Origin of the sequence: Novosphingobium organovorum, assembly GCF_022832435.1 — a bacterium.
GTDB lineage: Bacteria > Pseudomonadota > Alphaproteobacteria > Sphingomonadales > Sphingomonadaceae > Novosphingobium > Novosphingobium organovorum.
The window spans coordinates 1-13,910 of sequence record NZ_JALHLF010000038.1 but is presented as its reverse complement, the minus strand read 5'-3'; the positions used below and the strand labels follow the sequence as shown (position 1 = coordinate 13,910).

General features: G+C 67.6%; 11 protein-coding genes and 1 tRNA gene. 5 read left to right on the top strand and 7 right to left on the bottom strand.

Features of this window, described 5'->3' with window-relative positions; translation table 11 throughout:
• Positions 1–71: 71 nt before the first annotated feature.
• On the bottom strand, positions 72–1,325 hold the full coding sequence (gene clpX, locus MTR62_RS11060; protein WP_244020789.1) for an ATP-dependent Clp protease ATP-binding subunit ClpX: 1,254 nt from the start codon (positions 1,323–1,325) through the stop codon (positions 72–74).
• Between the two features lie 145 nt (positions 1,326–1,470).
• Positions 1,471–2,136, bottom strand: coding sequence for an ATP-dependent Clp endopeptidase proteolytic subunit ClpP (gene clpP, locus MTR62_RS11055; RefSeq protein WP_268739802.1), 666 nt, complete (start codon positions 2,134–2,136; stop codon positions 1,471–1,473).
• Between the two features lie 159 nt (positions 2,137–2,295).
• Here clpP and MTR62_RS11050 point away from each other — a divergent pair, with 159 nt between their 5' ends.
• Positions 2,296–3,810 (top strand): amidase, encoded by a 1,515-nt coding sequence (locus tag MTR62_RS11050; protein WP_244020788.1) that lies wholly within the window; start codon positions 2,296–2,298, stop codon positions 3,808–3,810.
• A 96-nt stretch (positions 3,811–3,906) separates the two neighbouring features.
• Here MTR62_RS11050 and tig read toward each other — a convergent pair whose 3' ends face one another.
• The gene (gene tig, locus MTR62_RS11045) at positions 3,907–5,475 is read right to left on the bottom strand and encodes a trigger factor (protein WP_244020787.1); all 1,569 of its coding nucleotides are present in this window, start codon (positions 5,473–5,475) and stop codon (positions 3,907–3,909) included.
• Between the two features lie 90 nt (positions 5,476–5,565).
• Positions 5,566–5,650: transfer RNA gene (locus tag MTR62_RS11040), tRNA-Leu, on the bottom strand.
• A gap of 197 nt (positions 5,651–5,847) precedes the next feature.
• Between MTR62_RS11040 and MTR62_RS11035 the strand changes: the two genes are divergently transcribed.
• Complete coding sequence (locus tag MTR62_RS11035) at positions 5,848–6,000, top strand: hypothetical protein (protein ID WP_244020786.1); 153 nt, start codon at positions 5,848–5,850, stop codon at positions 5,998–6,000.
• A 118-nt stretch (positions 6,001–6,118) separates the two neighbouring features.
• Here the strand turns inward: MTR62_RS11035 and sppA are convergent, their stop codons facing one another.
• On the bottom strand, positions 6,119–8,029 hold the full coding sequence (gene sppA, locus MTR62_RS11030; RefSeq protein WP_244020785.1) for a signal peptide peptidase SppA: 1,911 nt from the start codon (positions 8,027–8,029) through the stop codon (positions 6,119–6,121).
• A 182-nt stretch (positions 8,030–8,211) separates the two neighbouring features.
• On the opposite strand from sppA, the gene MTR62_RS11025 reads away from it, so the two are divergent.
• Positions 8,212–9,192 (top strand): aspartate carbamoyltransferase catalytic subunit, encoded by a 981-nt coding sequence (locus tag MTR62_RS11025; protein ID WP_244020782.1) that lies wholly within the window; start codon positions 8,212–8,214, stop codon positions 9,190–9,192.
• The gene (locus tag MTR62_RS11020) at positions 9,189–10,445 is read left to right on the top strand and encodes a dihydroorotase (protein WP_244020780.1); all 1,257 of its coding nucleotides are present in this window, start codon (positions 9,189–9,191) and stop codon (positions 10,443–10,445) included. The genes MTR62_RS11025 and MTR62_RS11020 overlap by 4 nt, the downstream gene beginning before the upstream one ends.
• A gap of 92 nt (positions 10,446–10,537) precedes the next feature.
• Here MTR62_RS11020 and MTR62_RS11015 read toward each other — a convergent pair whose 3' ends face one another.
• Together MTR62_RS11015 and MTR62_RS11010 are read right to left on the bottom strand one after the other, a co-directional pair.
• Positions 10,538–12,100: a tetratricopeptide repeat protein gene (locus tag MTR62_RS11015; protein WP_244020778.1), complete on the bottom strand. Its 1,563-nt coding sequence runs from the start codon at positions 12,098–12,100 to the stop codon at positions 10,538–10,540.
• Positions 12,101–12,138: 38 nt separating this feature from the next.
• Positions 12,139–12,861 (bottom strand): ParA family protein, encoded by a 723-nt coding sequence (locus MTR62_RS11010; RefSeq protein ID WP_244020769.1) that lies wholly within the window; start codon positions 12,859–12,861, stop codon positions 12,139–12,141.
• Positions 12,862–13,132: 271 nt separating this feature from the next.
• Here MTR62_RS11010 and MTR62_RS11005 point away from each other — a divergent pair.
• Positions 13,133–13,910, top strand: a 778-nt coding sequence (locus MTR62_RS11005; protein WP_407672668.1) for a tetratricopeptide repeat protein, incomplete at its 3' end; no start/stop codon positions are given.

The following is a 13,910-nucleotide window of genomic DNA, read 5'->3' as shown; positions in this document are numbered from 1 at the left end:
GCGATCCGGCAGGCCCTTTTTTCCGTTTACCTGTCAGGCGGCTCGCCCAGCCGACCGGCCAGCGCAAGGCGTCAGGCGGCCTCTTCGGCCTTGTCGCCCTTGAGGACGCGGACCGGTTCCTTGCGGCCAGCCACCACGTCGCCATCGACGACGACTTCGGCGATGTTCTCTTCGGTCGGCAGATCGTACATCGTGTCGAGCAGCAGCCCTTCGACGATCGAGCGAAGCCCGCGCGCGCCGGTCTTGCGGTCGATCGCCTTCTGCGCGATCGCCTCGAGCGCCTCGTCGGTGAACGTGAGTTCCACGTCCTCCAGATCGAACAGCTTGGCGTACTGCTTGATCAGCGCGTTCTTGGGCTCCTTGAGGATCTGCACCAGCGCCGAGATGTCGAGATCCTCGAGCGTGGCGATGACCGGCAGACGCCCGACGAATTCGGGGATCAGACCGAACTTGAGAAGATCCTCGGGCTCGCTCTTCTGGAGCAGTTCGCCCACCCGGCGCTTGTCGGGATCGGCGACGTGCGCGCCAAAGCCGATCGAACGTTTCTGAAGGCGATCGGCGATGATCTTTTCGAGACCCGCAAAGGCGCCGCCACAGATGAACAGGATGTTCGTCGTATCGACCTGCAGGAACTCCTGCTGGGGGTGCTTGCGCCCGCCCTGCGGGGGGACCGAGGCGGTGGTGCCTTCCATCAGCTTGAGCAGCGCCTGCTGCACGCCTTCGCCCGACACGTCGCGCGTGATCGACGGGTTTTCGGCCTTGCGGCTGATCTTGTCGATCTCGTCGATGTAGACGATGCCGTGCTGCGCCTTCTCGACGTTGTAGTCGGAAGCCTGGAGCAGCTTGAGGATGATGTTTTCCACGTCCTCACCAACGTAGCCCGCTTCGGTCAGCGTGGTCGCGTCGGCCATGGTGAAGGGCACGTCGAAGGTCTTGGCGAGCGTCTGCGCGAGCAGCGTCTTGCCCGAACCCGTCGGCCCCACGAGCAGGATGTTCGACTTCGAGAGTTCGACGTCGCCCTGCTTGCTCGAGTGCTTGAGGCGCTTGTAGTGGTTGTGGACAGCCACCGACAGGACACGCTTGGCGCGTTCCTGGCCGATCACGTAGTCGTTCAGCGTCTCGCAGATTTCGCGAGGGCTCGGGACACCGCCGTCCTTCTTGCCCGCGATTCCGGCCTTGGTTTCTTCCCGGATGATGTCGTTGCACAGCTCGACACACTCATCGCAGATGAAAACCGTAGGCCCCGCGATCAGCTTGCGCACTTCGTGCTGCGACTTGCCGCAGAAGCTGCAGTACAGGGTGCTTTTCGCGTCAGATCCGCTCAATGTTCTTTTGTTCCATCTAATGCCCGTCCAGGGGCCGACTCACTGATTGTACCTTGGACGGGACCGGTTTAGCAATCCTAGGCGGTCATCCTTGACAGGGAGTGAAGGGCGCGCTCCGCCTGTTGCGTGCCCTTCGTCAAACCTCTCAGCCTTCGGCCTTGTCCCCGTCGGGGCGCGATTCGAAGACCTTGTCGACCAGCCCGAAGGCCAGCGCTTCCTCAGCCTCCAGGAAGGTGTCGCGGTCCATCGCCTTTTCGATTTCGTCGAGCGACTTGCCCGTGAACTTGACGTAGCATTCGTTGAGACGCTTGCGCATGCGCAGGATTTCGCGCGCCTGGATCTCGATGTCCGAGGCCATGCCCTGAGCCCCGCCCGAAGGCTGGTGGACCATGATGCGCGCGTTGGGCAGCGCGATGCGCATGCCCGGCTCACCCGCCGCGAGCAGGAAGCTGCCCATCGAGGCGGCCTGACCGATGCACACGGTCGAGACGCGCGGCTTGATGTACTGCATGGTGTCGTAGATCGCCATGCCCGCCGTGACGACACCACCCGGCGAGTTGATGTACATCGAGATGTCCTTCGAGGGGTTTTCCGATTCGAGGAACAGCAGCTGCGCGACGATCAGCGAGGCCATGTGATCCTCGACTTGGCCGGTGACGAACACGATACGCTCGCGCAGGAGGCGCGAATAGATGTCGAAGCTGCGTTCACCGCGGCTGGTCTGCTCGACGACCATCGGCACAAGCGCGCCGGTCACGGGATCGGTGGTGAATTTGCCTTGAGCGCCTGTGGCGCCAAACAGGTCGAGCATGGGATTCCTCATCTGGTTGGATCGCCTATGTCGCGTGCCTGAACGCGACATTCAAGGGCATTAACCCACCAATCGGTGTATGGTTTGCTACAATCGCATTGTGATGCGTCCTAATTCGTCTCACCGTGTCTCGTAACCAGACACGAAAGGACCAATCGATTGACGCGACGGCCTGCCCCCCGCCCGCACCCGGCCAACCGCCCGCCAGCCCGCGCGATCGCCAGCGCCATCGCGCTTTCGCTCGCGCTCGGCGCCCCTTGCGCGCAGGCCGGAGAGTCCCCGGCCACCTATCTTGCGCGCATCGCCGCGATCGATGACGCCGGGCCCGAACTCGATGCGGTCATCGTCACCGCCCCATCGGCCCAATCCGCACCGCATCATCCCGGCGCCCCGCTCGATGGGCTCAGCGTCCTCATCAAGGACAACATCGAGACCGCCGACATGCCCACCACGGCGGGCAGCCTCGCCCTCGCTGGGAACGCCACCGGGCGCGACGCGCCGCTGGTCGCGAACCTGCGCCGCGCGGGCGCGGTGATCCTGGGCAAGACCAACTTGTCCGAATGGGCCAACTTTCGCGGCGAGCGGTCCTCCAGCGGATGGAGTGGCGTCGGCGGGCAGACCAAGAACCCCTACGCCACCGACCGCAGCCCCTGCGGCTCATCCTCGGGGAGCGGAGCGGCGGTGGCGGCGGGCCTCGCCTGGGCGGCCATCGGCACCGAGACCGACGGGTCGATCACCTGCCCCGCCTCGGTCAATGGCATCGTCGGCTTCAAGCCCACCGTGGGCCTCGTCAGCCGCCACTTCATCGTGCCGATCAGCGCGAGCCAGGACACCGCCGGTCCGATGGCCACGAGCGTAACCGACGCCGCGCGCCTGCTCACCGCGATGGCCGGTCCCGATCCGGCCGATCCGGCCACCGCCGAGGCGGGCGCCCACGCGATCGATTTTACCCGAGGCCTCGCGACGGCCAGCCTCAAGGGGCTACGCATCGGCGTCCTGCGCCGCCAGTCGGGCACGATGCCCGGCGTCACCGCCCTTCTCGACCGCGCTCTGGCCGACATGGCGCGCGCCGGAGCGGTCATCGTCGATGTCGACTACACGCGCGATCCGGCGATGGGCCGCGACGAGGGCATAGTGCTCCACTACGAGTTTCGCGAAGGCATCAACGCCTACCTCGCCAGCCTCCCCGGCCACCCCGCCGTGCGCAGCCTCGAGGATCTGATCGCCTTCAACAAGGCCCACGCCAAAGACGAAATGCGCTTCTACGGGCAGGAGGACTTTCTCGAGGCGCAAGGCAGCACCTACACCGCCGCCTACCGCGCCGCACGCGCCAATTCCTACCGCCTCGCCGGGCCCGAGGGGATCGACGCGCTCCTCGCGCGTGACCATCTCGACGTTCTGGTCGCCCCGACGGCGGGCCCGGCCTGGACCATCGATCCGGTCAACGGCGACAACTTCCCCGGCATCGGCGCGGGTTCGCTCGCGGCGATCGCGGGCTATCCGCACCTCACCGTGCCGATGGGCGCGATCGAAGGGCTGCCGATCGGGCTCTCGTTCATGGCCGGCAAATGGCAGGACGAGCGCGTGCTGAAGATCGGCGCGGCCTACGAGCGCGCACGCACGGCCACACTCGCCGTGCCACGCTTCAAACCCTGGTCCCCCGCCCCCGACTAAGGGCCTGTCCTTGCATACGCAAAACGGCCCGACGTGGATGTCCACGCCGGGCCGTTTTGCGCTTCAGGCGGGAGCGCAGGGCGCTCCCGGCCCAAATCAGTCTTCCTTGGCCTCGGCCGCCTTCTTGGCGGGAGCCTTCTTGGCCGGCTTCTTGGCCGCAGCCTCCTCGCCGTCCTCGTCCTTCTTGGCGGCGGCCTTCTTGGCCGCAGGCTTCTTGGCAGCCGGCTTCTTGGCTTCCTTGGCTTCGCCTTCGTCGGCGCCTTCGGCTTCGTCCGCCTTCTTGGCGGCGGCCTTCTTGGCCGCCGGCTTCTTGGCGGGCTTGGCTTCCTCGCTCGCGCCGTCCTCGTCGGCCTCGATCGCGGCCTGCAGTTCCTCGCGGGTCACTTCGCGCTCGGTCACGTCCGACTTCTCGATGAGGAAGTCGACGACCTTGTCCTCATAGAGCGGGGCGCGCAGCTGGGCGGCCATCATCGGGTCCTGCTGGACGTATTCGAAGAAGCGCTGGCGATCCTCGGGACGGTACTGCTGCGCCGCCTGCGAGACGAGCATCGACATTTCCTGCTGGGTCACCTCGACGCCGTTGGCCTGGCCGATTTCCGACAGCAGCAGGCCCAGACGCACGCGGCGCTCGGCGATCTTGCGGTAGTCGTCCTTCTCCGCCTCGATCTCGGCCATCGCGGCTTCGGCGTCTTCCTCGTGCGAGGCTTCCTGCACGAGCTGCTGCCAGATCTGGTTGAACTCGGCTTCGACCATCGAGGGCGGCACGTCGAAATCGTGACCGGCGGCGAGCTGGTCGAGCAGCTGGCGCTTCATCGCGGTGCGGGTGAGACCGGCGGTCTCCTGCTCGAGCTGGCCCTTGATCAGGCCCTGGAGCTGTTCGAGGCTCTCGAGGCCGAGCTGCTTGGCGAACTCGTCGTCGATCGCGGTGTCGGCGGGAGCCTTGATCTCGTGCGCGACGATGTCGAAGGTGGTTTCCTTGCCGGCGAGGTGCGCGGCCTGGTAGTCCTCGGGGAAGGTCACCGTGATGACGCGCTCTTCACCCGCCTTGATGCCGACCAGCTGCTCTTCGAAGCCCGGAATGAGCTGGCCCGAACCGATCACGATCGGCTGCTTCTCGGCCGCGCCACCCTCGAAGGGCTCGCCGTCGAGCTTGCCGGTGAAGTCGCAGATCACCTGATCGCCGTCTTCGGCCGCGCCGTCCTTGGCTTCGTAGCGCTTCTGCTGGCTGGCGATCCGCTCGACCTGCTCGGTGACGGCGTCCTCGGCGACGGGGACGGTCAGCTTTTCGAGCTTGAGGCCTTCGATCGAGGGCGCCGCGATCTCGGGAAGGATTTCCAGCGCCACGGTCAGCTCGGCGTCCTTGCCCTGCTCGTAGCCTTCGCCCAGCGAAACGTCGGGGTTCATCGCGGGACGCAGCGCCTTGTCGGCGACCAGCTTGTCCATCGCTTCACGAATGACGTTGTTGAGCATGTCCTGGTGAATCGCGTCACCGTGCATCTTGCGCACGAGGTTGGCGGGAACCTTGCCGGGACGGAAGCCGGGCATGCGCACCTGCGGCGCGATCTTCTTGATCTCGCCCTCGACGCGTTCGGTGATGGTGGTGGCCGGGATGGTCACCGTGTAGGCGCGCTTCAGGCCCTCGTTTGTCGTTTCGACGATCTGCATCTCAATGCCTTCCTGTGCAATCCGTTGAGCCATGCCAAATCGCTTGGGCAAGGCCGATTCGCGTGCCTCATCCGGCCATGCGCGACGGACTGGTGCGGGCGAAGGGACTCGAACCCCCACATCTTTCGATACCAGAACCTAAATCTGGCGCGTCTACCAGTTCCGCCACGCCCGCATGGATGAAGCCTGAAACTCAAGGGACGTGCCCTTATAAGGACACGCGCAAAAGGGCAAGCGTCGCGACTCGCCCAAACCCCTTAAGATCGACACCGCGCCCGTCTCATGCACCCCGATCTTGCACCCGCCCGGCGCCAACCCCACTTGCAGGAGACAGCCCCGTACCTTGCGGGGCGATCCGATACGGAGGACAGCATGGCCACCCAACCCGGCGACGAACCCGGCCGCACACCGCCGGAAACGCCCGTTCCGCAAGGACCAGACGAAGCCCCGATGCCCGGCCCGGACTTCGATCAGCCCGATTTCGACCAACCCGAATTCAGCCCCGGCGAAATTCCGCCCGCCTGACGATCGGCCCGGAGACCAGCCGGACACGCCGCACGTATGGCGACAGACCTGCGGCGAGGATCGAAAGGGGCGACGCGCGCCCTTCCCCGCCGCGCCCAGCCCCTTGCGGCAGCGCGAATCAGCGCGGCGCGATCAGCGCGCCCAGCCAGCCGGGGATCGGCAAGGGCGTGGGCGCTTGGGCGCTCGCCCCTGCGGCCTCTTCGCCGCTGCCGGCAACGCCCGCGCACAGCAGGCAGTAGGCCTGCGCCCCGCTTTGCGAAAGCATCCCCTTGAGCTGGGCCGCCGCCGCGCCAAGCTGCGCGTTGCTGCGCCGGTTGACCAGCGCCGCGAAATCGGGCGCAAGGCGCGCTTGCTCGCCCGATCCGCCCAGCAGCGCGCTGATCGCCTCGGACACGGCATCGGGCTTGCTGGCAAGATAGACCGCCTGCCACTTGCCATTGCCGACACCGCCCGCCTTGGCGGCGTAGGCGAGCGCCGCGTCGAGCCCGCCCATCTGGTCGACAAGCCCGACCTTCTGCGCCTCGGCGCCCGCCCAGACGCGCCCCTGCGCGATTGCGTCGATCTGCGCGACGCTCTGGTGACGGGCCTTGGCGGCCAGTTCGGTAAAGCGCGCATAGGTCCCGTCGACCGAGGCCTGAAGCAGCGCATCGACTTCGGGCGAGAAACCCGCCAGCACGTCGGGTTCACCCGAAAGCGGGGTGGTCTTGACCCCGTCGGTGGTCACGCCGAACTTGGCGAGCGTCTTCTCGAAGCTGGTCGCCACGGCGAAGACGCCGATCGAACCGGTGATCGTGTCGGGCTGCGCGAAGATGCGATCGCCGGTGGTCGAGACCCAGTACCCGCCGCTCGCGGCCAGATTGCCCATCGAAATCACGACCGGGATCTTCCTGGCCTTGTAGCGCGCGATCGCGCGGCGGATGCGCTCGGAGGCCATGACCGAACCGCCCGGAGAATTGACCCGCACGACGAGCGCCTTGAAGCCTTCGTCGATATTGTCGTCGAGCAGCCCGGCAATGCGATCGCCGCCCGCCTCGCCGGGGCCAGCATCGCCATCGACGATGGTGCCCGCCACCGTCACGACACCGATCTTCGCGCCCGTACGGGGCGCCGGATTGGCGGCCAGCCAGGTTGCGAGGCTGGTGTTCGCGTAAGGCAGATCGTCGCTGGCGGTGGCCGGGGCCGCGCCCACCAGCTGGGTCACGCGGGCCTCGAATTCTGTCTTGTCGCCGATCCGGTCGACCAGCCCGGACGCCTTCGAAGCCTCCGCCAGATTACCCTTGCCCGATTGCGCCCAGGCGGCCGGATCGCGGGTGATGAGATCGATCGAAGCCTTGGGCCGCGCCTTGGCGAGATCGGCCTTCCAGCCCGCCCACAGCGCACCGTACACGCCCTCGTAATCCTCGCGCGCCTTGTCCGACATGCCCGAAAGGAAATAGGGCTCCACCGCGCTCTTGTAGGTGCCCGCGCGGTAGATATGGGCGTTCACCCCGAACCGGTCGAACAGCCCCTTGAAGTAGAGCGCGCTGCCGCCCGGCCCCGACACGAAGGCGCCGCCCATCGGATCGACCCAGACCTCGCTCGCGTGCGCGGCAAGCAGCACGCCGTCATCGGCATAGGCGTTGGCAAAGGCCAGCACCGGCTTCTTCGCCGCGCGCACCTGATCGATCGCCCCGCCGAGCGTTCGGATATCGACCTGTCCGCCGCCCAGGAAACGCGACAGATCGAGCACGACCACCTTGATCCGCTTGTCCTTCGCCGCCGTGTCGAGCGCGCGCACCAGGTCGCGCACGAGGTATTCGTTCACCGGCGCCTCGCGCGAGAGCACGATGTTGACCGGATCGGGAGCGCTCTTCTCCTCAACCACGCGCCCGTCAAGATCGAGCACCAGCGCGCCATCGGTGACCTTGCCCGCGACCGGCCGCATCGACAGCACACCAAACAGCGCCGCAAAGAACACGAGCAGGAAGAGAAGCGCCAGCCCATCCTTGATGCCGACCAGCAACTTCCAGACCTTTAAGGCGAATTTCATGCAGACTCCCGGATTGATCGGGGCATAACCTAGCCGGGGGGGCTCCGCCGCGAAAGGCCCCTCTTGATCGCCCCGCCCGGCGCGTCCGGCCGCCCGGCGCAGCGCCTTGCCCCGGACGGTCGAAAAGGACCTAACAATGGGGCTTGAGCCCGGCCCTGAGGGGGCCTAAGGCCCTGTCTTCGATGACAGCTCCAGAATACATTTATCCCGAAGGCCGCGCGGCGTTCCCGCACGATGGCCTTGTCGGTATCGCCGGCCTTGCGCCCCACGAAATCTGGTTCCTGCTCGACGAAGCGCAGCAGTGGGTCGAGCTCAACCGGGGGGCGCAGAAACGGCGCGACATGCTCTCGGGCCTGACCATCATCAACGCCTTCTTCGAGAATTCGACCCGCACGCTGCTCAGCTTCGAGATCGCGGGCAAGCGCCTGGGCGCCGACGTCGTCAACATGGCCGTCGCGACCTCGAGCGTGAAGAAGGGCGAAACCCTGATCGACACCGCGATGACGCTCAACGCCATGCGCGCCGACGCCATCGTCATCCGCCATTCCAGTTCGGGCGCGGTGCAGCTGATCGCCGACAAGGTCGATTGCCCGGTCCTCAACGCGGGCGACGGACAGCACGAACATCCGACCCAGGCGCTGCTCGACGCGCTGACCATCCGCCACGCCAAGCGCGCCTTCAACGGCCTTCGCGTGACGATCTGCGGCGATATCCTGCACAGCCGCGTCGCGCGCTCGAACATCCTGTGCCTGACCTCGCTCGGCGCCGACGTGCGCGTCTGCGCCCCGCCCGCGCTGATGCCCGCAGACATCGAGCGGATGAACGTCACCGTCTTCCACGATTTCGACGCCGCCCTCGCGGGCGCCGACGTGGTCATGATGCTGCGCCTGCAGATGGAGCGCATGGAAGGCCAGTTCATCCCCTCCCCGCGCGAATACCGCCACCTCTACGGCCTCTCGCAGGAGCGCCTGCAGCTGGCCGAAAGCAACGCGCTGGTGATGCACCCCGGTCCGATGAACCGGGGCATCGAGATCGAGAGCAACGTCGCGGACATGATCGGCCGCTCGCAGATCACCACGCAAGTCGAAATGGGCGTCGCGATGCGCATGGCCTGCCTCGAGGTGCTCACCCGCAAGGGCCGCAAGATGGAGGGTTGGGCATGAGCCAGCACGCACCGCTGACGGTCGCCAACGGCCGCCTCGTCCGGCCTGACGGGCGCATCGAAAAGGGCGCGCTGCGCGCCGAGGGCGGCTTCATCACCGCGATCGGGCCTGACGTTTGCGCCGAGCCGGGCGATACCGTCTATGACGCGCGCGGGCTGCTGATCGCGCCGGGCCTCGTCGATCTGGGCGTGTTCGAGATCGACAAGCCCGCCTTCCACTTCGGCGGCATCACCCGCGCCGCGCTGATGCCCGACCAGCCGACCCCGCTCGACATTCCCTCGCGCGTGCGGTTTGCCGCGCAGTCGGGCAAGCCGGACTTCTGGGTCCATCCGCTGGGCGGCGCGACGCGCGGCCTCGCCGGGGAATCGCTCGCCGAGATCGCGTTGATGCGCGACGCTGGCGCCAGGGCGGTGGCCACCGGGCGCCGCTGGATCGGCGATTCGGGCACCATGCTGCGCCTGCTGCAATACGCCGGGATGCTTGGCCTGCCGGTCATAACCCACGCCGAAGATGCCGGAATTTCGGGCAAGGCAGTGGCGACCTCGGGCGAAATGGCGACCCGGCTGGGCCTGCCCAGCGCCCCGGCCGAGGCCGAAGCGCTGGCCATCGCGCGCGATGTGGCGCTGGCTGACCTATCGGGCGCGCGCATTCACTTGCGCAACGTCACCACCCGCGCCGGGCTCGACCTGGTGCGCGCGGCCAAGGCGCGCGGGGTGAAGATCACTGCGGGCGTCTCCCCCGCCTACTTCATGCTTTCCGACCTGGCGCTGGCCAATTTCCGCACCTTCGCCCACCTCTCGCCGCCGCTGCGCAGCGAGGAGGATCGCAAGGCGGTGATCGCCGCGATCGGCGATGGCACGATCGACGTCATCGCCTCGGGCCACGATCCGCGCGGCGCCGAGGACAAGCGCCTGCCCTTCGCCGATTCCGCGCCGGGCATGGCGGGCGCGGAAACGCTGCTGCCGCTGACCATGAACCTCGTGCGCGACGGGGTGATCCCGCTCGAACGCGCCTTCGACCTGCTCTGCGCCAACCCGGCAAAGCTGCTCGGCGTCAACGCGGGCAGACTGGAAGTGGGCGCCGAGGCGGACATCGCAGTGATCGATGCCGACCGCCCGTGGATCGTCGATTCAGACAAGATGGCCGCGAGCGCGGGCAACACCCCGTTCGACAAGCAGCCCGTGCAGGGCCGCGTCCTCGCGCTGTTCAAGGGCGGCATGACGATCAAGACCAAGCGCGTCAGCCCCGCCTGACGCGCCTCTGCCCGCCCTCACGGGACAAAAAAAGGGCCTTCATCCCGAAGGATGAAGGCCCGTAAGGTTCACATGGAACTGGTAAGCGCGGCTCAGCGCGCGCGCAGGATGCCGCTGCCGCGCGGCTGGTCGGGCAGAGCGCCGGGCAGCGGACGCGTTTCGGCGTAGGCGAAGCAGCCGTGGCCCCGGTTCTGCACGCTCGAACACATCGAGCTGGCCGAACCGCGATCGAAGCCTTCGGCGGCGACACGGTAATAGCGCCGCCCCGCGACCATCGCCTCGGTGATGCGCATGGTGTGGTCCCTGAGCCTGGGATCGCGCGCCACGAAGATACCCCAGGCGCGCCGGGCGCCCTCGATCGTGCGGAACGAGCCGAGCTGGACGAGATGCGTGGTCTCGGCGCTGGCGAAGGAAGCGTTCTGGAGCCGGGCCGACGATGCCGACGCGAAAGCCGCCGTGCCTGCGCCCTCCGGTACGCTTGCGCTAGCCGGTGCGCTTGCGCCCGCATGATGCGCGGGCGCCGGGCGCAGCGAGGCGGCATGGCCCGGAACCGCCACGGGCGCGGCCTCGGCCAGCATGGCCTGACTCATGCGCACTTCGGGAATGCGCTGGACGATCGGGCGCGAGATGAACCGCACGTGCGCCCGGCCCGCTTCGAGCGCGGCCTCGTCCACTTCGGCGAACGCGCGATGCTGTGCCTCGGCCGTCGGCGCCTCGACGGCGGCGATCTGGACAGGAGCTGCGGAAACATCGCGCCGCGCAGCCGGAACCGGCACGACCGGAACGGCAGGCATAGGCTCGGCCTTCGCCAGCGCGGGAAGCTCGCCGTTGGCATCGCGCCGATCACTGGGTCCAAGGACTTCGGAACGCTCCGACGCGACGCTCTGCGGAACCGGATCGGCCTTGGCGTAGCGCACCGCGTCGCTCGCCCCGCCCAGCGCCAGCATCGCAGGCTGGCCCGGATCGCTGACACCGCGCGGCGTGCCCAGCAGCGCCGCCACGCGAGTGCGGCTTTCGGACGGGCCTGCGGTGCGCGCCCACTGGGTCAGGCGTGCGTCGAGCTGATCGCCCGGCACGTCCTGCATGGCAATGATGCGCGCTTCGGCCCACTGGCCACCCAGCGCATAGGCATAGGCCAGGTTCTGGCGCGCCTTGGGGGTGTTCTCTCCGCCCCGAACGACATCGGTAAGGATCGCGACGCCCTGCGCGGGATTCCCCGCAAGAGCGACCGCCAGCCCCAGATCGCTCGCCGGGATCCGTTCCTGCCAGGTGCCCAGCACGCGCAGCGCCTGCGCATTGCGGCCCGAGCCGATGTAGGACAGCGCCAGACCGAGCGCGGTGCGCGGGTCCTTGTCACCCAGCGCCAGCGCATCGCTGAAGGTGGTTGCCGCCGAATCGAAACGGCCCGCGCCAAGGTAGACATGCGCCAGGGCATTACGACGCGAAATCGAACGCGGGTCCTTCTCGACCCGCTTCTCTGCCTTAAGGATCGCGCGCGAGGCCTGGTCGGTGAACGCCTTTCCGGTGACGACGATCGCGCCCGCATCGCTCTGCGCCATCGCCGAATGGCTGACGAAACCGCCCAGCAGCGCCGCGGCAAGCGCCGTATAGACCGCAAAGCCGGGTGCCCGCGTCGGGTTGATCGCACGTTCCATCGGGTTCGTTCTCCTCAACAGCCTCGGCTACGTCCGGGTCAGGACCCGGCGACCCGGCGCCCGAAGCCGCCGACCGGACGAACCACGCCCTGGTGCGCGGGTGCACCCGCCACGGGGGCGGCAAACACGGTGCGACGGAAATTCTTCTCGAGCCGGTCGGCAATGTAGTTCCACAGCGCCGCCACTTCCTGCGACGAGCGCCCGTTGGGATCGACTTCCATGACCGTGCGACCATCGATCATCGAGGCTGCGAAATCGGTGCGCTGGTGCAGTGTGACCGGGGCCACGGTGCCATGCTGCGACAGCGCGACCGCGGCTTCGGCGGTGATGCGCGCCTTGGGCGTCGCGGCGTTGACGACGAACATCAGCGGCTTGCCCGCGCGCTCGCACAGATCGACCGTGGCGCCCACCGCGCGCAGGTCGTGCGGGCTCGGTCGGGTTGGCACGACGATCAGTTCGGCAACCGAGATCACGCTCTGGATGGCCATGGTGATGGCCGGCGGGGTGTCGATCACCGCCAGCTTGAAGCCCTGCTGGCGCAGGACCTGAAGATCGTTGGCAAGGCGCGCCACGGTGGTCTGCGCAAAGGCGGGCAGTTCCGCTTCGCGTTCATTCCACCAATCGGCCAGCGAACCTTGCGGATCGATGTCGATAAGGACCACCGGGCCAGCCCCTGCCCGCTGCGCCTGAACCGCCAAGTGACCGGCCAGGGTCGTCTTGCCCGATCCACCCTTCTGTGATGCCAGTGCCAGTACCCGCAAAGTCGGCCCCCTACGAAAAACAAGTCGAGATCGATACCTCTCGGGAGCCAGGAATCGCAGACCGTTCCTAATTTACCGTTAATCAGCGTAAAATTTGCACACTTCGTCAAAGGCCCGGCCATTTGCGCAAGGGTGCATCGCTAATCAAGAATTTACCTTGATCTCCGATAGCACCCCCTGCGATGGCCGATAAACCCGGTACAGACAGCGCCGGTGCGATTCCGTATCGTACCCGGCGTCCGGGCGAGAGACTCGAGAAAGGGTGCAGGGTTTGAACACTGGGATCAGACGCGGGACGAGCGGCTCAGCGACCTTTGGCGCACCCCTGCCCGCGCCGCACGCACGGCCTGGCGCCACGCTTCTTGCCCTGCTCCTTGCCGCAGCAACGCTGCCCAGCCCTGCCCTCAGCGCCACCGGAGCCAGCCGCACGCCCGCCACCAGCGCGGCGGACACGGTCAAGGCCGGAGTCGACGCCTGGTCACAGGGGGACTTTGCCGGTGCGGTCGCGCGCTGGAAACCGCTTGCCGACAAGGGCGACCCCGACGCCCAGTTCAATCTCGCCCAGGCCTACAAGCTGGGCCGCGGCGTGCCCATCGACCTTGCCCGCGCCAAGACGCTTTACGGCGAAGCGGCCGCCAAGGGCCATGTCCAGGCGGCCGACAACTACGGCCTCCTCCTGTTCCAGGACGGCGAGCGCGCCAAGGCGATGCCCTATATAGAAGCCTCCGCCGCGCGCGGCGATGCGCGGGCGCAGTACATCCTGGGGATCGCCCACTTCAACGGCGACCTCGCCGCCAAGGACTGGGTGCGCGCCTACGCCCTCGTCACGCTGGCGCGCCGCGCCGAGCTGCCCCAGGCGACCACCGCGCTTGCCCAGATGGACAGCTACATCCCGCTGGCGCAGCGCCAGGAGGCGGTGGCGCTCGCCACGCAGCTGGCTGCACAGGCCGACGCCAACCGCACGCAGCTCGCCGCGGCCAGCGAGTTGGAAACGCGCGGCGGCCCTCCCCCCGTGCTGACGCCATCGGGGCTCGCCGCCGCCGCGGCGC

Excerpts from the sequence above, each read along its gene's own strand:
- tig (WP_244020787.1), bottom strand. The coding sequence starts at position 5,475 with ATGCAGATCGTCGAAACGACAAACGAGGGCCTGAAGCGCGCCTACACG.
- clpP (WP_268739802.1), bottom strand. The coding sequence starts at position 2,136 with ATGCTCGACCTGTTTGGCGCCACAGGCGCTCAAGGCAAATTCACCACC.
- sppA (WP_244020785.1), bottom strand. The coding sequence starts at position 8,029 with ATGAAATTCGCCTTAAAGGTCTGGAAGTTGCTGGTCGGCATCAAGGAT.
- MTR62_RS11020 (WP_244020780.1), top strand. The coding sequence starts at position 9,189 with ATGAGCCAGCACGCACCGCTGACGGTCGCCAACGGCCGCCTCGTCCGG.
- MTR62_RS11025 (WP_244020782.1), top strand. The coding sequence starts at position 8,212 with ATGACAGCTCCAGAATACATTTATCCCGAAGGCCGCGCGGCGTTCCCG.
- MTR62_RS11035 (WP_244020786.1), top strand. The coding sequence starts at position 5,848 with ATGGCCACCCAACCCGGCGACGAACCCGGCCGCACACCGCCGGAAACG.
- MTR62_RS11015 (WP_244020778.1), bottom strand. The coding sequence starts at position 12,100 with ATGGAACGTGCGATCAACCCGACGCGGGCACCCGGCTTTGCGGTCTAT.